This window comes from Paucibacter sediminis (assembly GCF_030254645.1).
GTDB lineage: Bacteria > Pseudomonadota > Gammaproteobacteria > Burkholderiales > Burkholderiaceae_C > Paucibacter_B > Paucibacter_B sediminis.
The window spans coordinates 5,198,347-5,219,187 of sequence record NZ_CP116346.1; the positions used below are offsets into that span (position 1 = coordinate 5,198,347).

Below are 20,841 nucleotides of genomic sequence, written 5' to 3' on the forward strand. Positions count from 1 at the left end.
CCAATGCCTACGGCGCGCAGGGATACTGGCGGCATGACGCCCCTGCACCCCGCCCCCCACAGCATCGACAGCCAGGCCCTGGCGCGCCAGCTGGGCGTGCGCCTGGACGAAGGCCTGGCCGCCGACGAGGTGCTGGCGCGCCAGCAGGCCCATGGCCCGAACCGCCTGCCCGAGGCGCCGCCGCGCCCGGCCTGGGCGCGCCTCGCAGACCAGTTCCGCGACTTCATGATCCTGGTGCTGCTGGCCGCGGCCCTGCTGTCGGGCCTGATCGGCGATCTGGCCGACACCCTGGTGATCCTGCTGATCGTGCTGCTCAACGCCGCCATCGGCTTCTGGCAGGAATGGCGCGCCGACCAGGCGCTCAGCGCGCTGCAGCGCATGGCGGCGCCGCGCGCCACCGTGATGCGCGCCGGCGGCCAGCGCCATGTGGTGGCCACCGAGCACCTGGTGCCCGGCGACGTGGTGCTGCTGGAGGCCGGCAATCTGGTGCCCGCCGACCTGCGCCTGCACGAGGTGGCGCAGATGCGGGTGGACGAATCGGCGCTGACGGGCGAATCGGTCACGGTGGAGAAGACGCACCAGCACCTGCCGCTGGAAGTGAGCGCCCTGGGCGATCGCATCAACATGGCCTACAAGGGCACGCTGGTCACGCATGGTCGCGGCGCCGGCCTGGTGGTGGCCACCGGCGCGCACACCGAGCTGGGCCAGGTGGCCGGCCTGCTGAACGGCGCGGCCAGCCGCGCCACCCCGCTGCAGCTGCGCCTGGCGGCCTTCGGCAAGCGGCTCTCGGTGGTGGTGCTGGCGATCTGCGCGCTGGTGTTCGCGATCGGCGTGCTGCGCGGCGAGCCCCTGCTGCTGATGGCGCTGACCGCCATCAGCCTGGCGGTGGCGGCCATCCCCGAGGCCCTGCCGGCGGTGGTGACGGTGCTGCTGGCGCTGGGTGCGCGCCGCCTCGTCACGGTGAACGCGCTGGTGCGGCGCCTGCCCAGCGTCGAGACGCTGGGCTCGGTGTCGGTGATCTGCTCCGACAAGACCGGCACCCTCACCCTCAACCGCATGCAGCTGCGCGAGCAGCGCAGCTGGCACACCGAGGTCGACGCCAACACCAACGTGTTTTGGCAGGCCCTGGTGCTGTGCAACGACGCGGTACCGGCAGGAGACGGCTGGCTGGGCGACCCCACCGAGACCGCCCTGCTGCAGGCCGCCGCCGAGGCCGGCCTGGACGTGGCCGCGCTGCAGCTGGCCAGCCCGCGCCGGCACGAATGGCCCTTCGACGCCGAGCGCAAGCGCATGAGCACCCTGCACAGCGCCGGCGCGGGCTGGGTCGCCTATGTGAAGGGCGCGCCCGAGTCGCTGCTGCCGCGCTGCGCCGCCGGGCCCGAGCGGGCCGAGGCGCTGGCCACTGCGCAGGCCTGGGCGGCCCAGGGCCTGCGCGTGCTGGCGGTGGCGCGCAAGCAGGGCAAGGCCGAGGTGGTGGCGGTGGCGGCCGATGCCTTCGAGCAAGACCTGACCCTGCTGGGCCTGGTGGGCCTGATCGACCCGCCGCGCCCCGAGGCGCGCGCCGCCGTGGCCGAATGCTTGGGCGCCGGCATCCGGCCGGTGATGATCACCGGCGACCATTCGGCCACGGCCCTGGCGATCGCCCGCGACCTGGGGCTGGACGCCAGCGGCGGCGTGCTCAGCGGGGCCGAGCTGGCGCGGCTGGACGAGGCCGGCCTGGCCGCCGCGGTGCAGCGCGTCTCGGTCTATGCGCGCATGGACCCGGCGCAGAAGATCCGCATCGTGCAGGCCCTGCAGGCCGCCGGCCAGTATGTGGCCATGACCGGCGACGGCGTGAACGACGCGCCGGCGCTGCGCAGCGCCGACATCGGCGTGGCGATGGGCCGCGGCGGCACCGACGTGGCGCGCGAGGCCTCCGCCCTGGTGCTGCTGGACGACAACTTCGCCACCATCGTCGGCGCGGTGCGCGAGGGTCGGCGCATCTTCGACAACATCCGCAAGTTCATCCGCTATGCGCTGACCGGCAATTCGGGCGAGATCTGGCTGCTGTTCCTGGCGCCCCTGCTGGGCCTGCCGATCCCGCTGCTGCCCATCCACATCCTCTGGGTCAACCTGGTCACCGATGGCCTGCCGGGCCTGGCGCTGGCCACCGAACCGGCCGAACGCGGCGTGATGCGGCGCCCGCCACGGCCGCCGCAGGAGAGCGTGTTCGCCCATGGCCTGTGGCAGCACGCGCTCTGGGTGGGCCTGCTGATCGGCGGCCTGTGCCTGGGCGTGCAGGCCTGGTCGCTGGGCCTGCACGCCCAGGCACCAGACTCAGCGGGCAACGCGCATGGCCAGACCATGGTGTTCACGCTGCTGACGCTGGCGCAGATGGCGCATCTGCTGGCGATCCGCTCGGAGCGCGAATCGCTCTTCACGCAGGGTCTGATGAGCAACCTGCCGCTGCTGGGCGCGGTGCTGCTGACGCTGGTGCTGCAGCTGGCCACCGTCTATGTGCCCTGGCTGCAGCCGATCTTCCGCACCCAGGCGCTCAGCGCCGGCGAGCTCTTCGCCTGCTTCGGCCTGGCCGGCCTGGTGTTCCTGGCGGTGGAGATCGAGAAGCTCTGGCGTCGGCGACGCAGCTAGAACTACACCTCCAGCCACTCCTTGCGGATATAGCTGTTGGCGCGCAGCTCGGCGGGCGTGCCCTCGAAGACGATGCGGCCGTGGCCCATCACATAGCAGCGCTCGGAGATTTCCAGCGCGATCGCCAGCTTCTGCTCCACCAGCAGCACGGCGATGCCGCGGCGCTTCAGCTCCTTCAGGTACTCGGCCACCAGCTCGACGATCTTGGGCGCCAGGCCCTCGGTGGGCTCGTCGATCATGATCAGGTCCGGGTCGCCCATCAGGGTGCGGCACAGCGTCAGCATCTGCTGCTCGCCGCCCGAGAGCACGCCGGCCTCGGTGTGCTGGCGCTCCTTCAGGCGCGGGAACATCTGGTACATGTCGTCGAAGCCCCAGCGCGCCTTCTTGGCGCCGCTCTTCTGGCCCAGCAAGAGGTTCTGGTGCACGGTGAGCTTGGGAAAGATGTCGCGGTTCTCGGGCACATAGCCGATGCCTTCGTGCGCGATCTCGTAGGCCTTGCGGCCCAGCAGCTCGCGTTCGCCGAACTTCACCGAGCCGGTGCCGTCCACCTGGCCCATGATGGTCTTGGCGGTGGTGGAGCGGCCCGAGCCGTTGCGCCCCAGCAGGCTGACGATCTCGCCCGGCCGCACCTCCATGCTGACGCCATGCAGCACATGGCTCTTGCCGTAGAAGGCATGCAGGTTGTCGAGTTTGAGCAGGCGACCTTGGCTCATGCGTGCACCTCCGCCAGCACCGAGCCCAGATAGGCCTCCTGCACGCGCGCATTGGCGCGCACCGCGTCGGGCGTGTCGAAGGCGATCACCTCGCCATAGACCAGCACCGCAATCTTGTCGGCCAGGCCGAACACCACGCCCATGTCGTGCTCCACGGTCAGCAGGGTCTTGCCCTCGGTGACCTCGCGTATCAGCTGGATGAAGCGCTTGGTCTCGCTCTTGCTCATGCCCGCGGTGGGCTCGTCCAGCAGGATCACGCTGGAGCCGCCCGCGATGGTGATGCCGATCTCCAGCGCGCGCGCCTCGGCATAGGTGAGGTTCATCGCCAGCACGTCGCGGCGCTTGTCGAGCTTGATCATCTCCAGCACCTCTTCGGCGCGGTCGTTGGCATCGTCGAGCTCGGCCAGAAATTTCCAGAACGCGTACTTGTAGCCCATGCTCCACAGCACCGCGCAGCGGATGTTCTCGAACACCGAGAGGCGCGTGAACAGATTGGAGACCTGGAAGCTGCGCGAGAGCCCGCGGCGGTTGATCTCGTAGGGCTTGAGGTGGTTGATGCGTTCGCCGTGCAGCAGGATGTCGCCGCTGCTCGGGTGGAAGCGCCCGCTGATGAGGTTGAAGAGCGTGGACTTGCCGGCGCCGTTGGGGCCGATCACCGCCACGCGCTCGCCGGGCTTCACCGCCAGCTCGGCGCCGCGGATGATCTCGCTCTTGCCGAAGCTCTTGCGCACATTGCGCAGTTCGAGGGCGTATTCGCTCACAGCGTCTCCCTGCGTTTGATCTCTTTCTCGATTTCCTCTTGCACCAGGTCCCACTCCTGCTTGAACTGGCGGCGCGCCAGCTCGAACAGGGCCAGCCCGGTCAGCAGCACGAAGCCGGCGCCGAACCAGGCGTCCACGCCGCCGGCGTTCAGGGCCATGCCGGCGAAGCGCATCTGCGGGCCCAGCGCGGCGTTCAGCTGGAGGTGGTAGAGCATCTCCACCATCACCGCGGCGCCGGCCAGCAGGGTCAGGCCGGTGCCGGCCAGGGCCAGGTAGCTGGTCCAGAGCTTGCGCAGCTTGCCGAAGGCGGCGACGCGCAGATTCATCATGATCAGGCCGGCAAAGCCGCCCGGCGCATACATCACCATGAAGAGGAAGATCAGGCCCAGGTAGAGCAGCCAGGCCGAGGTCAGCTCGGACAGCAGCACCAGGGCCACCACCATCAACACCGCACCGATGATGGGGCCGAAGAAGAAGGTGGCGCCGCCCAGGAAGGTGAACAGCAGGTAGGCGCCCGAGCGCGCGGCGCCCACCACCTCGGCGGTGACGATCTCGAAGTTCAGCGCCGCCAGGCCGCCGGCAATGCCGGCAAAGAAGCCCGAGATCATGAAGGCCATGAAGCGCACCCACTGGGTGTCGTAGCCGATGAACTCGACGCGCTCGGGGTTGTCGCGCACCGCGTTGAGCATGCGGCCCAGCGGCGTGCGGGTGAGCGCGAACAGCAGCGCGGTGCAGACGAAGGCGTAGACCGCGATCAGGTAATAGACCTGGATCTGCGGGCCGAAGCTGATGCCCAGCACCGCCTTGCCGATCACGCGGTTGCCCGAGACCCCGCCCTCGCCGCCGAAGAACTCCGGCAGCATCAGCGACATCGACCAGATCAGCTCGCCCAGGCCCAGCGTGATCATCGCGAAGGGCGTGCCCGACTTCTTGGTCGAGACATAGCCGAACAGGGCCGCGAAGCCCAGCCCCGCCAGCCCGCCCACCAGCGGCACCAGGCTCACCGGCAGGCCCAGTTGGCCGGCCGACACGGCATTCAGCGTGTGCATGGCGAGGAAGGAGCCCAGCCCGCTGTAGACCGCATGGCCGAAGCTGAGCATGCCGCCCTGCCCCAGCAGCAGGTTGTAGGCCAGGCAGGCAATGATGGCGATGCCGATCTGCGACAGCATGGTCTGCGCCAGGCTGCTGGTCCACAGCAGCGGCGCGACCAGCAGCACCAGGGCATAGATGCCCCAGATGAACCAGCGGCCGACGTTGTAGGGTTTGAAGTGGTAATGGGAGGAACTGGCGCGAACGTGGTTCATGACAGGGCTCCCGCCGGGCCGCCCCAAGGGAGGCCTGCGCCCCCTTGGGTGGCAGTGAACGAAGTGAACGTGGGGGCCAACATGTCAGTCCTCGCGCGTGCCGAGCAGGCCCTTGGGGCGGAAGATCAGGATCAGCACCATCAGCAGATAGGGAAGAATCGGCGCCACCTGCGCCAGGCTGAGCCGAAGAATGGGGTAGCCGAAGGTCTGCGGGCCAGCAGCGATGCCCAGGCTGTTGAGCAGGGTGATGAGCGAGCCGTCCACCGTCAGCGGCAGGGTCTGCAGCAGGCCGATCAGGATCGAGCCGACGAAGGCGCCGGCCAGCGAACCCACGCCGCCCACCACCACCACCACGAAGATGATGGAGCCGACGATCACCGCCATCGAGGGCTCGGTGACGAAGGTGAAGCCGCCGATCACGCCGGCCAGCGCGGCCAGCGCGCAGCCGCTGCCGAACACCAGCATCAGCACGCGCGGCACGTTGTGGCCCAGCGCCTCGACCATCTCGGGATGCGTCAGCGCCGCCTGTATCACCAGGCCGATGCGGGTGCGCGTGAGCAGCAGCCACAGCGCCAGCAGCATGCCCAGCGCCACCAGCATCATGAAGGCGCGCGTGAGCGGGAACTTGGAACAGGCCGCCCCCGCCGCCGAGCACAGCGCCAGCGGCGCCTCGCCCAGCGCCAGGCTGAGACCCTGCAGCGGATGCTGCACGATGGTGAAGGCCGGCCCCTGCAGCGAGGGCGGCGGGGTGAACGGCACCGCCGTGCGGCCCCACACCAGCTGCACCAGCTCCAGCACCACATAGGACAGGCCGAAGGTGATGAGCAGCTCGGGCACATGGCCGAACTTGTGCACGCGCCGCAGCGCCATGCGCTCGAAGCCCGCGCCCACCAGGCCCACCAGCAGCGGCGCCGCCAACAGCGCCGGCCAGAAGCCGATCACGCCCACCAGGGTGTAGGCGAAGTAGGCCCCCAGCATGTAGAAGCTGGCATGGGCAAAGTTCAGCACCCCCATCATGCTGAAGATCAGCGTGAGGCCGGAGCTGAGCATGAACAGCAGCAGCCCGGAGGACAGGCCGTTCAGCAGATTGATGAGGATTTGGTCCACGGGTTCTCGCGAAGTCGGTGCGTCTCAAGAAGCGGGGCCATCGTCACGATGGCCCCGCGCAGCCGGCTCGAATCAGACGGTGCTCAAGGGCGCTTCATCTGGCAAGAGGTGGGCGTGCTGGACACATAGGGCTCGTAGGTCTTCACCTCGGCAAAGGTATAGCCGGTGTTCTCCGGGCTGTACGTGTGCTTGGCATCGACCTTCTGCCACACCGAGATGTAGAGCGGCTGCTGCAGCTGGTGGTCGGTCTTGCGCATCTCCACATCGCCGTTGAAGCTCTTGAACTTCAGCCCTTCCAGCGCCGCCGCCACCTTGAGCGGGTCGGTGGACTTGGCCTTGGCCATCGCATCGCCCAGCGCGCTGTAGATATGGATCACGCTGCCGGTGTAGAAGTCGTCGTTGAACTTGGCCTTGAACTCGTCGGACCATTTGCCCATCTGGCCGCCCATGCTGTTGTGGTTGTAGGCCACCTGGTAGACGCGGCCCGCACCGCTGGCGCCGATCGCCGTGGGCGTGCCGGTGACGCCGGCGTAATAGGTGTAGAACTTGCCGTTGAAGCCCGACTCGTTGGCGGCCTTGATGAGCAGCGCCAGGTCCGAGCCCCAGTTGCCGGTGATCACGGTGTCGGCGCCGCTGGCCTTGATCTTGGCCACATAGGGCGCGAAGTCGCGCACCTGGGCGATCGGGTGCAGGTCTTCGCCGACGATCTGGATGTCCGGACGCTTGCGCGCCAGCAGCTCCTTGGCGTACTTGGCGACCTGGTGGCCGTGCGCGTAGTTCTGGTTCAGCAGGAACACCTTCTTGACGTCGCTCTGGTCCTTCAGGAAGGTGGTGATGGCCTCCATCTTCATGGAGGTGTCGGCGTCCATGCGGAAGTGCCAGTAGCTGCACTTGCTGTTGGTCAGGTCGGGATCGACCGCCGAATGGTTCAGGAACAGGATTTCCTTGCCGGGGTTGCGCTCGTTGTGCTTGTTGATCGCGTCCACCAGGGCCAGCGCCACGCCCGAGCCATTGCCCTGGGTGACATAGCGCACGCCCTGGTCGATGGCCGACTTCAGCGCGTTCAGCGATTCCGCCGGGCTCAGCTTGTTGTCGATCGGCACGATCTCGAACTTCACGCCGGCGGGGTTGGTCTTGTTGAACTTCTCGGCGAAGAACTGGAAGCTCTTGACCTGGTTCTGACCCACCGGGCCCATCAGGCCGGAGAGCGGATCGATCCAGGCAATCTTCACCGTCTCGCCCTTCTGGGCATGGGCCAGGCCGGCGCAGCTGAGCAGCGCTGCGGCGGCAAGGGTTGCCAGGGTGGCGGTTCGTTGGGCTCTGTGCATCGTTGTCTCCTTGGGTTGTATAAGGCGTGCGTTACAGAAAAAACCGGCGTCGTGCCAAGACCCGACCCGCCGGCTCGAGCGGCCGCGGTGTCAGGTCTTGCCTCGTGATCAGGCCGTGGGCAGCTTGTAGCCCTTGAACTGCTCGCGCAGCTTGAGCTTTTGCAACTTGCCGGTGGCGGTGTGCGGCAGCTCGGTGACGAAGGCCACGTCGTCGGGGATCTGCCACTTGGCGATGCGGCCCTCGTAGAAGGCCAGCAGCTCCTCGCGCGTGAGCTCGGCGCCGGGCTTCTTCACCGCCACCAGCAGCGGGCGCTCGTCCCACTTGGGATGGCGGCAGGCGATCACCGCGGCCTCGTGCACGGCCGGGTGGGCCATGGCGATGTTCTCCAGGTCGATCGAGCTGATCCACTCGCCGCCGGACTTGATCACGTCCTTGCTGCGGTCGGTGATCTGCATGAAGCCATCGGCGTCGATGGTGGCCACGTCGCCGGTGGGGAACCACTCGCCCATCGAGCTGCCGTCAGCGGCCTGCACGGGCACCAGCGGCGAGCCGTCCTGCTGGAAATAGGTGTTGATGACCCAGGGGCCGCGCACCACCAGGTTGCCGGCGCTGGCGCCATCCCAGGGCAAGGCCTGACCCTCGTCGTCGATCACGGCCATGTCGATGCCGTAGATCACCTTGCCCTGCTTTTCCAGGATGCGGCGCTGCTGCTCGGGCGGCAGGGCCAGCTGCTTGGCGGTGAGCTTGGAGAGCGTGCCCAGCGGCGACAGCTCGGTCATGCCCCAGGCATGGATCACCTCCACGCCATAGTCGTCCATCAGGGTCTTGAGCATCGCCGGCGGGCAGGCCGAGCCGCCGATCACGGTGCGCTTGAAGGTGCTGAAGCTGAGCTTGTTGCTGGCCACATAGGTCAAGAGTCCCAGCCAGACGGTGGGCACGCCGGCGCTGAAGCTGACCTTCTCGGTCTCGAACAGCTCGTACAGCGACTTGCCGTCCAGGTGCGGGCCGGGGAACACCAGCTTGCAGCCGACGATGGCGCTGCTGTAGGGCAGGCCCCAGGCGTTGACGTGGAACATCGGCACCACCGGCAGGATCACGTCCTTGGCCGAGCAGTCCATCGCATCCGGCAGGGCCGAGCCATAGGCATGCAGCACGCTGGAGCGGTGGCTGTAGACGGCGCCCTTGGGGTTGCCGGTCGTGCCCGAGGTGTAGCAGATGCTGGAGGCGGTGTTCTCGTCGAAGCTGGGCCAGGCATAGCGGCCGTCCTCGGCCTCCAGCAGCTCCTCGTAGCAGAGCAGATTGGGCAGCGTGCTGGCGGCCGGCATGTGGGCACGGTCGGTCATCAGCACATAGTGCTTGATCTGCGGCAGGTGCTCGGCCAGCTTCTCGACCAGGGGCAGGAAGTTGAGGTCGAAGCACAGGGCGCGGTCCTGCGCGTCCTTGGCGATCCAGGCGATCTGCTCGGGGAACAGGCGCGGGTTGATGGTGTGGCAGACCAGCTGCGAGCCCGAGCTGCCGTAGTAGATCTCCAGATGGCGGTAGCCGTTCCAGGCCAGGGTGCCGACGCGCTCGCCGGCCTGCAGGCCCAGACGGGCAAAGGCCTGGGCCAGCTTGCGCGAGCGCAGCTCGGCCTCGCGCCAGTTGTAGCGGTGCAGATCGCCCTCGACCCGCTTGCTGACGATCTCGGTATCGCCCGAATGCCGCGCCGCATGCTGGATCAGTGAAGAAATCAGCAAGGGCATGGACATCATCTGTCCCATCAAGGCCATCTACGGTCTCCTGTACTTCTTGGTTCAAACCAGTTTAGGGCGCGTCCCCTAGCTCGATAGTCACCCTCGTTACACAGGATGCGCAAGAGGACCTAGCGTAAACACTGCCCCGGCTTGCGACAGCCCCCGCACCAGCGGTTGGCAGATTCGCGCCCCGTGCTCAGAATCGGTGCATCGCCCGCCAAGAGGAATCGCCATGAACCTGAACAATCTGGGCCTGGCCCGCAAGCTCACCGGCGCCATCGCGCTGCTGCTGGCCGCGATGCTGGCCATCGGTGGCTTCACCCTGTTGCGCGCCCAGGCCATCGAGCGCCAGGCCAGCGAGGCGATCGAACAGGCGCAGACGCTGATACGCAAGTCGGTCAAGTGGCAGGGCATGACCGAGACCGCGGTGGCGCGCAGCATGGCCGCCGCGGTGAGCAAGGACCCCGCGGTGGGCGAGCTCTTCAAGGAGGCCATGGCCACCGACACGCCGCGCGTGGTGAAGCTGCGCGAGGAGATCACCAAGGAGGCGCAGACGCCCGAGGACCAGACCCAGCTGAAGCAGATCGTCGGCTTTGGCGGCAGCCTGCTGGCCGCCAGCAAGAAGGCGCGCGAACTCGGCGCGGCCGGCGACAGCGCCGGTGCCGCCAAGGTAGTGCAGGAGGAGTACGGGCCAGCGGTGCGCAGCTATCTGGGCGCGATCGAGCGCTTCGTGCAGATGCAGGCCGACAAGGCCAGCAAGGCCGAGCAGGCCGCGGTGGCGGCGCGCACCGGCCTGCTGTGGATGGGCGCGATCGGCGCGCTGCTGATCGTGGCCGCCGGCATGCTGATCGCCTGGGCCCTGGTGCGCTCCATCGTCACCCCGCTGGCCCAGGCCGTGAAGCTGGCCGAGGCGGTGGCGGCCGGCGATCTGCGCACCCATATCAGCGCCGCGGGCACGAACGAAACCGGCCAGCTGCTGGCGGCGCTCAAGCGCATGAACGACGGGCTGGTGGACATCGTGGCCCAGGTGCGCGAGGGCAGCGACTCGATCGCCACCGGCAGCGCCGAGATCGCGCGCGGCAACGCCGATCTGAGCCAGCGCACCGAGGAGCAGGCCAGCAATCTGCAGCACACCGCGGCCTCGATGGAGCAGCTCACCGCCACCGTGAAGCAGAACGCCGACACCGCGCGCGCCGCCACCCAGTTGGCCGCCAGTGCCTCGGCCGTGGCGGCCCAGGGCGGCACGGCGGTGAACGAGGTGGTGGCGACGATGGAGCAGATCAGCGCCGCCTCGCGCAAGATCTCCGACATCATCGGCACCATCGACGGCATCGCCTTCCAGACCAATATCCTGGCACTGAACGCCGCGGTGGAGGCGGCGCGCGCCGGCGAGCAGGGCCGCGGCTTCGCGGTGGTGGCCGGCGAGGTGCGCACGCTGGCGCAACGCAGCGCGCAGGCGGCGCGCGAGATCAAGACCCTGATCGGCGACAGCGTCGACAAGGTCGAGATCGGCAGCACCCTGGCCGGCAATGCCGGCCGCACCATGGGCGAGATCGTGAGCCAGGTGAAGCGCGTCTCCGACCTGATCGCCGAGATCAGCGCCGCCAGCGCCGAGCAGAGCCAGGGCATTGCCCAGGTGGGCGATGCGGTGACCCAGCTCGACCAGGTGACGCAACAGAACGCCGCGCTGGTGGAGCAGGCCGCGGCGGCGGCCGACAGCCTGCAGCAGCAGGCCGGGCGCATGACCGAGGTGGTGGCGGTGTTCCGGCTGCACTGACAGGGGCATTGCGCGCCCGCCCGGCGGCTTGGCGGGCGCCTGTCTACACTGCCGGCCATCATGCATGCTGAATGGCCCAACCGCTTTGCCCGCCTGGGCCCCGAGTTCTACACCGAGCTGCCCGCCCAGGGCCTGCCGGACCCGCATTGGGTGGCGCAGAGCCCGGCCTGCGCCGAGTTGCTGGGCATGCCCGCCGACTGGGCCTCGCAGCCGAGTCTTCAGGCCCTGCAGGTCTTCAGCGGCAACGCGCGATGGCCCGGCATGCAGCCCCTGGCCAGCGTCTACAGCGGCCACCAGTTCGGCCAATGGGCCGGCCAGCTCGGCGACGGGCGCGCGCTCTGGCTGGGCGAGCTGGCCACGCCGCAAGGCGGCATGGAGCTGCAGCTCAAGGGCGCGGGCCTGACGCCCTACTCCCGCATGGGCGATGGCCGCGCGGTGCTGCGCTCGTCGATCCGCGAATTCCTCTGCTCCGAGGCGATGGCGGCGCTGGGCATCCCGAGCACGCGCGCGCTGTGCATCACCGGCTCGGCCCTGCCGGTACGGCGCGAAAGCATGGAGACCGCGGCGGTGGTGACGCGCGTCGCGCCCAGCTTTCTGCGCTTCGGCCACTTCGAGCATTTCGCCCACCATGGCCAGCATGCCGCGCTGCGCCGACTGGCCGATCATTTCATCGCCGAGCATGCGCCCGAATGCCTGGACGCGCCCCAGCCGGTGGTGGCGCTGCTGGCGCGCGTGGCCGGGCAGACCGCCAAGCTGCTGGCGCAATGGCAGGCGGTGGGCTTCTGCCATGGGGTGATGAATACCGACAATATGTCCCTGCTGGGCCTGACAATCGACTACGGCCCCTTCGGCTTCCTGGACGGCTTCGACCCGGGCCATGTCTGCAACCATTCCGACCACCAGGGCCGCTATGCCTATGCGCGCCAGCCCAATGTGGCGTTCTGGAACCTGCATGCGCTGGCCCAGGCGCTGCTGCCGCTGCTGCCCGCCAACCCCGAGGCTACGCGCGAGGCCGAGCGCGAGGCCGCCGGCGAGCAATTGCTGGAGGCGCTGGAGCCCTACCGCGAGCGCTTCCCGCGCGCCCTGCTCGGGGCCATGCGCGCCAAGCTGGGCCTGGCCACCGCACAGGAGGGCGACCGCGAGCTGGTGGACGACTGGCTGCGGCTGCTGGCCGCCACCCGGGTGGACTACACGATCGCGCACCGCCGCCTGAGCCGCTACGGCGCCCAGCCCGAGGCGCTGCGCGACCTGTTCCTGGACCGCCCCGCCTTCGACGCCTGGGCGCTGCGCTACCAGGCCAGGCTGGCCCAGGAGGGCAGCGTGGCGGCCGAGCGCGAGGCCGGCATGCTGGCCCGCAACCCCGCGGTGGTGCTGCGCAACCATCTCGCCGAGGGCGCGATCCGCCAGGCCCAGGCGGGCGATTTCAGCGAAGTGCAGCGCCTGCTGAAAGTTTTGAGCCGCCCCTTCGACGAACCCGAGCAAGCCAGCGATGCCGGCTTCCCGCCCGACTGGGCGCAACATCTGGAAGTGTCTTGTTCATCATGAGTGACTACCCCATCAAGAAGACCGATGCCGAGTGGCGCGAGCAGCTCGACCCCATGCAGTACCAGGTGGCCCGCCACGCCGCCACCGAGCGCGCCTTCACCGGCAAGTACTGGGACCATTGGGACAGCCAGGGCCACTACAACTGCGTAGGCTGCGGCACAGCGCTGTTCGAGCCGGCGACCAAGTTCGACGCCGGCTGCGGCTGGCCCAGCTACTGGGCGCCCATCAACAGCGAGGTGGTGGAGCGCGTGGTGGACAAAAGCCATGGCATGGTGCGGGTGGAGGTGCGCTGCCAGCGCTGCGGTTCGCACCTGGGCCATGTCTTCCCCGACGGGCCGGAACCCAGCGGCGAGCGCTTCTGCATCAATTCGGCCGCGCTAGACTTCGCCCCCAAGACCTGAGCCACCCGGCCCGAGGCGCCCTGATTGCGATTGAATGAAGCTACTGCTCGACTTCCTGCCCCTGCTGCTGTTCTTCGGCAGCTTCAAGTACGCCGAATCCCACAAGGACTGGGCCGCCCTCTTCGCCAGCGAGCATTTCGGCTTCATGGTCTCGGGCGGCAAGGTCGGGCCCGAGGAGGCGCCGGTGCTGCTGGCCACCGTGGTGGTGATGGCCGCGACCCTGCTGCAGGCCCTGGTCCTGAAGCTGCGCGGCAAGAAGATCGACCTGATGCTGTGGATCAGCCTGGGCCTGGTGGTGACCCTGGGCGGTGCCACCATCTGGTTCCACAACGAGACCTTCATCAAGTGGAAGCCCACTGGCCTGTACTGGGGCATGGCCCTGGTGTTCCTGCTGAGCGACAAGCTGATGGGCAAGAACCTGCTCAAGTCCATGCTGGGCGAGGAGATCCAGATGCCCGCCGCCATCTGGTCGCGCCTGAACCTGGCCTGGGTGGGTTTCTTCGTCGCCATGGGCGTGCTCAACCTCTACGTGGCCTACAACTTCTCGACCTCCAGCTGGGCCAATTTCAAGGTCTTCGGCAGCACCGGCCTGATGCTGGTGTTCACGCTGGCGCAGGGCCTCTACATGGGCCGCCACATCATCGAAGACAGCAGCAAGAACGACGGCAAGGAGACACCATGAGCCCGCGTGCCTCGGTCACCGACATCGAGTCGAGGCTGCGCGAGCGCCTCGCGCCCAGCAGCCTGGAGGTAGAGGACGACAGCGCCCGCCATGCCGGCCATGCCGGCGCCCGCGAGGGCGGCCATTACACGGTGCGCATCGTGGCGGCCGGCTTTACCGGGCTTAACCGGGTCGCCCGCCATCGCCTCGTATATGATTCCCTCGCTGAACTGATGCAGCAGGGCATCCATGCGCTGGCGATCGACGCCCGCAGCCCGGATGATCGCTGAACAGATTTCGCCTTGAATCCGCGCCGGCCACGGCGCTTTGTTTTGTGTATTGAACCCGGTAGATGCCCCGCCGGTGGAGTCTGTTGAAAGGCCCAATGTCCATGAAGAAGATTGTGCTCGCCGCCTCGATCGCGGCCCTGTCTGCAGCGTTCGCACCCATCACGGCCAGCGCCCAGAACATCGCGACGGTGAATGGCAAGGCCGTGCCCAAGGCACGCGCCGACCTGCTGATCGGCCAGATCACCAAGAACGGCCAGCCCCGCACGCCGGAGATGGAAGCGCAAGTGAAGGACGAGATCGTCCTGCGCGAAATCTTCATGCAGGAAGCCGAGAAGCGCGGCATCCCCGCCAGCGCCGACTTCAAGGCGCAGATGGAACTGGCTCGCCAGAGCATCCTGATCCGCGAACTGTTCGCCGACTTCAGCAAGAAGAACCCGGTCACCGACGCCGATGCCAAGGCCGAGTACGACAAGTTCAAGGCCCAGAGCGCCGGCACCGAATACCGTGCCCGCCACATCCTGGTGGAAAAGGAAGAGGACGCCAAGGCCCTGATCGCCCAGATCAAGGGCGGCGCCAAGTTCGAGGAACTGGCGACCAAGAACTCCAAGGACCCCGGCTCGGCCGCCAACGGTGGCGACCTCGACTTCGCCAACCCCAACTCCTATGTGCCCGAGTTCAGCAAGGCCCTGACCGCCCTGCAAAAGGGCGAGATGACCCAGGAGCCGGTGAAGAGCCAGTTCGGCTACCACATCATCAAGCTGGAAGACACGCGTGAAGCGACCTTCCCGGGCTTCGACGATGTGAAGGCGCAGATCCTGCAACGTCTGAACCAGCAAAAGCTGGGCGACTTCCAGAAGGATCTGAAGGCCAAGGCCAAGACCGACTACAAGTTCGCCAACTGATGGACAGGGGCTGAGTCCCCTCGCATCAAAACCCGCGTAGCGCCAGGCCTGAGTCTGGCAACGCGGGTTTTTTCATGTTTTGTCCCCATCTAGCGCCTCATGCCCGCCACCCGCCTCGCCCGCCGCCTGCTGCCCACGCCCGAGACCCTGGAGAACATCAAGGGGCTGCGCTGGCTGGGTCATTACCTGCGGCCGCGGCCCTGGCTGTGGGTGGCGCATCGGCGCCGGGTGGCCTGGGGTGTGGGCCTGGGCCTGGCGGTGGGCGTGATCCCGCTGCCCACCCAGATGCTGCTGGCCGCCGCGGTGGCCATCCTGTTCCGCGCCAATGTGGCGGCGGCGATTGCCGCCACCTGGCTCACCAACCCCTTCACCCTGGTGCCGATCTGGAGCCTGGCGATCTGGCTGGGCGGGCTGCTGGTGCAAGAGGCCAGCCCGGTGCATGCGCCGCCGATGCTGAGCCTGGACTGGCAGCATCCGGCCGGCTGGATCAGCGATCTGGGCCTGTGGCTGGCCAGCTTGGGCAAGCCCCTGCTGGTGGGCCTGCCCTTGGCCGGCCTGCTGCTGGGCGCCCTGGCCTACCTGGCCGTCTACATGGGCTGGTGGGCGGTGATCATGTTCGAGCGCGGGCGGCGCTTGCGCCAGCGCGCGCGACGCGGCCTCTGAGCCTGGCTCAGACGGCCATGTCGGTGAGCCGGGACTCGACCAGATGCCCCGCCTCGATGCGCAGCTGGCGGTCGCAGCGCTCGGCGATGGCCTGGTCGTGGGTCACCAGCACCAGGGTGGTCCCGGCCTCGCGGTTGAGTTCGAACATCAAGGCCATCACCTGGGCGCCGGTGGCGAAGTCCAGGCTGCCGGTGGGCTCGTCGGCCAGCAGCAGCGCCGGCCGCACCACGAAGGCACGCGCCAGCGCCACGCGCTGCTGCTCGCCGCCCGAGAGCACGCGCGGGTAATGGCCGAGGCGCTGGCCCAGGCCCACGCGCTGCAGCATCTGCGTCGCCAAGGCCTTGGCATCGCGCTCGCCGCGCAACTCCAGCGGCAGCATCACGTTCTCCAGCGCGGTCAGGTTGGCCAGCAGCTGGAAGCTCTGGAACACAAAGCCCAGCTCCGCACCGCGCAAGGCCGCGCGCGCGTCTTCATCGAGCGCAAACATGTCCTGGCCGCGCAGCCTCACCGTGCCGCTGCTGGGCTTGTCCAGGCCCGCCAGGATGGACAGCAGGGTGCTCTTGCCCGAGCCCGAGGCGCCGACGATGGCGACCGATTCACGCGCCAGCAGATGAAAGCTGATGTCGTGCAGAATCGTCAGCTCGCCGGTGGCGTCCTGCACGGACTTGCTGACGCGATCGACTTCGATGATGAATTCAGACATAGGGCGGGCTGGAATGCGGCGTAGAGACTGGATAGCGCAATGTAGCCTGCTTGGCCTGGCATGCCTCGGGTCACCCCTGGCCGGCGCCGCCGATGCCAGGGGCAAGCACAGCGGGCCGCGCCGCATCGTCGTGCTGGGCGACAGCCTCTCGGCCGAGTACGGCCTGGCGCGCGGTAGCGGCTGGGTGGCGCTGCTGGAGGCCCGGCTGAAGGAACAGCGCCTCGCCATCGAGGTGGTGAACGCCAGCATCAGCGGCGACACCAGCTCGGGCGGCCGCTCGCGCCTGCCCGGCCTGCTGAAGGCACAAACGCCCAGCCACCTGATCATCGAGCTGGGCGGCAACGACGCGCTGCGCGGCCTGCCGCTCGCGATGACGCGCGACAACCTGCGCGCCATGGTGCAGGCCGGCAAGGCCGCCGGCGCCAGGGTGCTGCTGGTGGGCATGCAGATGCCGCCCAACTACGGGGCGGCCTATGGCAAGGAGTTCGTGCAGCTGTTCGAGCAGGTGGCGCGGGACGAGAAGACCGCCCTCACCCCCTTTCTGCTCGCCGGCGTGGCGGAGCGGCCGGATGCGGAGAGCTGGTTCCAGCCCGACCGCATCCACCCGCTCGCCAAGGCGCATCCCTTGATGCTGGACAACGTCTGGCGCGCCCTCAAGCCCCTGCTGTAGCGCAGCCGGTCGTCAATCGTTGTTGCGCTGCGGGCGTCCGTCCTGGCGGCGCGGCACCTCGTCGCCGGCCTTGCGCTGCGGGCGCTCCTCGGCGCGCGCGGCGGGCGGGGCCGCCGGTGGCACGGGTTGGGCGCTGCGCATCGGCACGCCACGGTCGGGCTGGCGCTCCGGTGGCCGCTCTTGCGGCCGTTCCTGCGGCCGCTCGATCGCACGCTCGGGCATGCGCACCGGTTCACGCATGATGGGCTCGCGCTGCTGTTCGCGTTGCTGCTCACGCTCGATGGCCGAGCGCGGCGCACCAGACTCGCGCTGGGGCAGGGTTTGCGGCGCGGGCTGGGGCACCGGCTGCGGCATCACCTGCACCGGGCTGGGGCGCTCGATGCTGCGCTCGGGGGCGCGTTCCAGGCCACGCTCGGGTGCGCGCTCGGGAACGCGGGCACGCTCGGGCTCGCGCCGCGGCAGTTCGCGCGGCACAGGCTCACGTTGCTGCTCGCGCTGCTGCTCACGCTCGATGATGGAGCGCGGCGCTTCGCCGGCATTGCGGTCCGGGCGGTTGTCGCGCGAGGGGCGCGGCGCGTCGAACACCGGGCCGCGGCGCTCCGGCAGCGTCGCCGCCGGCAGTGGCGGCAGCTCCTGCCGGCCGGGCGCCTGCGGCACCGGGCGCAGCGGCACCTGCGCGTCACGCCAGGGTGCCGGGCGCAGCACGCCGCCGGGCTGCGGCGTCAGCGTGCTGACGGCTCCCACCACATCGCGGTTGCGATAGACGGGCTTGTTCACCGAACCATTGGGGTTCAGCACCGTCACCGGGTCGGCCTCGGGGTTGAGGCGGCGCACATAGCCGGGGCTGTGGTGGTAGCTGGGGCGGTAGACCTCGCGCGGCGCCAGCGGGAACCAGCCATAGCGCGGATAGTCGTGGCGCGAGCCGATGCTGATGCCGACGCTGACCGAGCCGCCGCCCACCCAGGCCACCAGGGCCGGCGCGTACACGGGGCGTGCCACATAGCGGCCCGGCACCCAGCACCAGCGCGCGCGGTAATGCACCCAGCGGCCATAGTGGAAGGGTGCAAAGCCCCAGGGGGCATCATCCACCCAGGTCCAGCCCCAGGGGCGCGACCAGACCCAGCGGCCATCGCGGTAGGGGGCCCAGTCGGGCGCCACCTGCACCGGGATCCAGACCGGGCCATAGTCGGGCGCGTTCTCCCAGCGGCCATAACGGTCGAGGTCCTCGGCGCCGGTCATCTCGGGCGAGACATAGCGGTAGCTGACGGCTTCGCCGTCAGAGCGGCTCTGCGCCAGCGCCCAATCGGTGAAGGCGTCGACGTCGAAGCGTTGGCGCTCGGCGCGCGGGCCGTTGGCCCACCAGAACTCGACCTGCTCATTGGCCCCCAGCCAGACCGGCTGGGCATCGCCCTCGCGCGCCTCGAAGCGCATGCGGCCCTGCCAGTTCAGGGCGCGGCTGCCGCGGTCGAGCTGGTCGACGCGGTAAAAGCCCTCGCGCTCGAAGATGAAGCGCCCCTCGCGGGTGCGCAGCCGGGTCTCGTTGGCGCTCTCGGCATTGCGCAGGCGCAGTGCCAGGCTGCCCTGGTCCACGCGCAACTCGACGCGCTCGTCATCAAGCTGGCTGAACTCGATGTCGCTGCGCTCGTCCACCCACAGGCTGGTGGAGCCGATGCGCAGGGCCATGCGTGCGCCCGGGTCGGTGCGCAGGCGGTCGCCCTCGCTGATGGTGTGGTTGCGCCCGAGCTGCAGCCATTCCTTGCTCTCGGTGTCGAACAGCCAGGCCTCGCCGCTCAGCTCCGACACGCGGGCGACGCGGCCGGGCGGGTCGGCCCAGGCGCAGCCCAGGCTCAGGCTCAGCAACAAGGCCAGGGCCAGCTGCCACCAGCGCTTGGCCGGGGATGTTTGTATTGCGCTTTCCATGAGCGATCTCCTCTGCCCCGGCTTAACGCCCGAAGCCTGCCCCAGGACGACGCACTTTACAAAAAAGAACTCAGCCGTCCGCCTCAATCATCGGCATGGGGATCGACGCCCGGGAACAGCACCTCGGTATAGCCGAAGCGGCTGAAGTCCGTCATGCGCATCGGATAGAGCTTGCCGATCAGGTGGTCGCATTCATGCTGCACCACGCGGGCATGGAAGCCTTCGGCCTCGCGCGCTATCGGCGCGCCCATTGCGTCGAAGCCCTGGTAGCGCAGGCGCGCATGCCGCGACACCACGCCACGCAGGCCCGGCACCGAGAGGCAGCCCTCCCAGCCCTCCACCATCTCGTCCGAAAGCGGCGTGATGAGCGGATTGATCAGCACCGTCATCGGCACCGGCGGCGCCTCCGGGTAGCGCTCGTTGTGCTGGAAGCCGAACACCACCACCTGCAGGTCCACGCCGATCTGCGGCGCGGCCAGGCCGGCGCCGTTGGCGGCCTTCATGGTCTCGAACATGTCCTGCAGCAACTGCGCCAGCTCGGGCGTGCCGAATTGCTGCACCGGTTTCGCCACGCGCAGCAGGCGCGCATCGCCCATCTTGAGAATCTCACGAACGGCCATCGGTACTTCCTTGCGATATCGTGGCGGGATTCTAAGGAGCATGCTGATGCAGGACCTGGGCCATGGGATTTACGCCATCGACACCGCTTTCCAGCGCGCGCATTTCGATGCCGCCTACCTGATCGTCGAACAGGGCCGCGCCGCCTTCGTGGACAGCGGCACCAACCACAGCGTGCCGCTGCTGCTGGCGGCGTTGGAGCGGCTGGGCCTGCCGCGCACGGCGGTGGACTATGTCATCCCCACCCATGTGCACCTCGACCATGCCGGCGGCGTGGGCCTGTTGATGCAGGCCCTGCCACAGGCGGTCTGCCTGGTGCACCCGCGCGGCCTGCGCCATATGCTGGACCCGAGCGCCTTGTGGGCCGGCGCGCTGGCCGTCTATGGCGAGGAGGAAATGCGGCGCTCCTATGGCGAGCTGGTGGCCGTGCCGGCGGCGCGCGCCCGTGCCAGCAGCGACGGCATGGAGATTGCGCTGGCGGGCCGGCCGCTGCTGCTGCTGGACACGCCCGGCCATGCGCGCCACCACCATTGCATCTGGGATGCGAAGAGCCGCGGCTGGTTCACCGGCGACACCTTCGGCCTCTCCTACCGCGAGTTCGATGCCGAGCAAGGCCCCTGGATGCTGCCCACCAGCACGCCGGTGCAGTTCGAGCCCGAGGCGCTCGAGGCCTCGGTGCGGCGGCTGCTGAGCTACCAGCCCGAGTGCATGTACCTGACCCACTTCGGCCGCGTCGCCGACGTGCCCAAGCTGGCCGAGGCGCTGCTGGTGGCGGTGCGGGCGATGGCCGACACCGCGCTTTCGCTGCGCCGGGTGCCGGATCGGCACGCCGCCCTCAAGGCCGCACTGCTGCAGCAATACCTGGCCAGCCTGCGGCGCCATGGCTGCCAGCTGCCCGAGGCGCGCTGCGCCGAGCTGCTGAGCATGGACGTGGAACTGAACGCCCAGGGCCTGGCGGTCTGGCTGGACAAGCAGATCGAAGGTCGTTGAGCCTCGGCGTCATGACTGCTCGCCCACCACCGGACAAGACCTTGCCCCACCGGTCGGCCTTGCGGAGCATATTTTCCTTGCCGATCAGGTAGCCCGACACGCGCGGTTTCGTTACGCTTCGATCTT

Annotated in this window: 19 protein-coding genes; 10 read left to right on the forward strand and 9 right to left on the reverse strand. The window is 68.7% G+C overall.

Annotated features, from left to right (window positions below; translation table 11 throughout):
• Positions 1-33 precede the first annotated feature (33 nt).
• Positions 34-2,628, forward strand: coding sequence for a cation-translocating P-type ATPase (locus tag PFX98_RS24085; RefSeq protein WP_285233005.1), 2,595 nt, complete (start codon positions 34-36; stop codon positions 2,626-2,628).
• Between the two features lie 2 nt (positions 2,629-2,630).
• Here the strand turns inward: PFX98_RS24085 and PFX98_RS24090 are convergent, their stop codons facing one another.
• The 6 genes from PFX98_RS24090 to PFX98_RS24115 form a co-directional block, all read right to left on the reverse strand.
• Entirely contained in the window at positions 2,631-3,326 is a 696-nt protein-coding gene (locus PFX98_RS24090; RefSeq protein ID WP_285235690.1) for an ABC transporter ATP-binding protein, read from the reverse strand.
• An 11-nt stretch (positions 3,327-3,337) separates the two neighbouring features.
• Complete coding sequence (locus PFX98_RS24095) at positions 3,338-4,102, reverse strand: ABC transporter ATP-binding protein (protein WP_285233006.1); 765 nt, start codon at positions 4,100-4,102, stop codon at positions 3,338-3,340.
• Complete coding sequence (locus tag PFX98_RS24100; RefSeq protein WP_285233007.1) at positions 4,099-5,406, reverse strand: branched-chain amino acid ABC transporter permease; 1,308 nt, start codon at positions 5,404-5,406, stop codon at positions 4,099-4,101. Before PFX98_RS24100 ends, PFX98_RS24095 begins: the two co-directional genes overlap by 4 nt.
• Before the next feature lie 84 nt (positions 5,407-5,490).
• On the reverse strand, positions 5,491-6,456 hold the full coding sequence (locus tag PFX98_RS24105; protein WP_425334709.1) for a branched-chain amino acid ABC transporter permease: 966 nt from the start codon (positions 6,454-6,456) through the stop codon (positions 5,491-5,493).
• Positions 6,457-6,596: 140 nt separating this feature from the next.
• Entirely contained in the window at positions 6,597-7,841 is a 1,245-nt protein-coding gene (locus PFX98_RS24110; RefSeq protein WP_285233009.1) for a branched-chain amino acid ABC transporter substrate-binding protein, read from the reverse strand.
• A 108-nt stretch (positions 7,842-7,949) separates the two neighbouring features.
• Entirely contained in the window at positions 7,950-9,611 is a 1,662-nt protein-coding gene (locus PFX98_RS24115; RefSeq protein WP_285233010.1) for a 3-(methylthio)propionyl-CoA ligase, read from the reverse strand.
• Positions 9,612-9,807: 196 nt separating this feature from the next.
• Here PFX98_RS24115 and PFX98_RS24120 point away from each other — a divergent pair, with 196 nt between their 5' ends.
• The 7 genes from PFX98_RS24120 (at position 9,808) to PFX98_RS24150 (ending at position 15,814) form a co-directional block, all read left to right on the forward strand.
• Positions 9,808-11,352: a methyl-accepting chemotaxis protein gene (locus PFX98_RS24120; protein ID WP_285233011.1), complete on the forward strand. Its 1,545-nt coding sequence runs from the start codon at positions 9,808-9,810 to the stop codon at positions 11,350-11,352.
• A 60-nt stretch (positions 11,353-11,412) separates the two neighbouring features.
• On the forward strand, positions 11,413-12,897 hold the full coding sequence (locus PFX98_RS24125; RefSeq protein ID WP_285233012.1) for a protein adenylyltransferase SelO: 1,485 nt from the start codon (positions 11,413-11,415) through the stop codon (positions 12,895-12,897).
• Positions 12,894-13,298: a peptide-methionine (R)-S-oxide reductase MsrB gene (gene msrB, locus PFX98_RS24130; protein ID WP_285233013.1), complete on the forward strand. Its 405-nt coding sequence runs from the start codon at positions 12,894-12,896 to the stop codon at positions 13,296-13,298. Before PFX98_RS24125 ends, msrB begins: the two co-directional genes overlap by 4 nt.
• Positions 13,299-13,332: 34 nt before the next feature.
• Complete coding sequence (locus PFX98_RS24135) at positions 13,333-13,980, forward strand: septation protein A (RefSeq protein ID WP_285233014.1); 648 nt, start codon at positions 13,333-13,335, stop codon at positions 13,978-13,980.
• On the forward strand, positions 13,977-14,249 hold the full coding sequence (locus PFX98_RS24140; RefSeq protein WP_285233015.1) for a BolA family protein: 273 nt from the start codon (positions 13,977-13,979) through the stop codon (positions 14,247-14,249). Before PFX98_RS24135 ends, PFX98_RS24140 begins: the two co-directional genes overlap by 4 nt.
• Positions 14,250-14,350: 101 nt before the next feature.
• Positions 14,351-15,151: a peptidylprolyl isomerase gene (locus tag PFX98_RS24145; RefSeq protein WP_285233016.1), complete on the forward strand. Its 801-nt coding sequence runs from the start codon at positions 14,351-14,353 to the stop codon at positions 15,149-15,151.
• Positions 15,152-15,250: 99 nt separating this feature from the next.
• The gene (locus PFX98_RS24150; protein ID WP_285233017.1) at positions 15,251-15,814 is read left to right on the forward strand and encodes a DUF2062 domain-containing protein; all 564 of its coding nucleotides are present in this window, start codon (positions 15,251-15,253) and stop codon (positions 15,812-15,814) included.
• Between the two features lie 7 nt (positions 15,815-15,821).
• On the opposite strand, the gene PFX98_RS24155 is transcribed toward PFX98_RS24150, so the two are convergent.
• Positions 15,822-16,517: an ABC transporter ATP-binding protein gene (locus PFX98_RS24155; RefSeq protein ID WP_285233018.1), complete on the reverse strand. Its 696-nt coding sequence runs from the start codon at positions 16,515-16,517 to the stop codon at positions 15,822-15,824.
• 13 nt (positions 16,518-16,530) lie between these two features.
• On the opposite strand from PFX98_RS24155, the gene PFX98_RS24160 reads away from it, so the two are divergent.
• Positions 16,531-17,187 carry an arylesterase gene (locus PFX98_RS24160; RefSeq protein ID WP_285233019.1) on the forward strand — a complete coding sequence of 219 codons (657 nt, stop codon included), beginning with the start codon at positions 16,531-16,533 and terminating at the stop codon, positions 17,185-17,187.
• Positions 17,188-17,199: 12 nt separating this feature from the next.
• On the opposite strand, the gene PFX98_RS24165 is transcribed toward PFX98_RS24160, so the two are convergent.
• On the reverse strand, positions 17,200-19,107 hold the full coding sequence (locus PFX98_RS24165) for a DUF6600 domain-containing protein (RefSeq protein WP_285233020.1): 1,908 nt from the start codon (positions 19,105-19,107) through the stop codon (positions 17,200-17,202).
• Positions 19,108-19,190: 83 nt separating this feature from the next.
• Positions 19,191-19,727 (reverse strand): peptide deformylase, encoded by a 537-nt coding sequence (gene def / locus PFX98_RS24170; RefSeq protein ID WP_285233021.1) that lies wholly within the window; start codon positions 19,725-19,727, stop codon positions 19,191-19,193.
• Positions 19,728-19,767: 40 nt separating this feature from the next.
• Between def and PFX98_RS24175 the strand changes: the two genes are divergently transcribed.
• On the forward strand, positions 19,768-20,715 hold the full coding sequence (locus tag PFX98_RS24175) for an MBL fold metallo-hydrolase (RefSeq protein WP_285233022.1): 948 nt from the start codon (positions 19,768-19,770) through the stop codon (positions 20,713-20,715).
• The last annotated feature ends 126 nt before the right edge of the window (positions 20,716-20,841 follow it).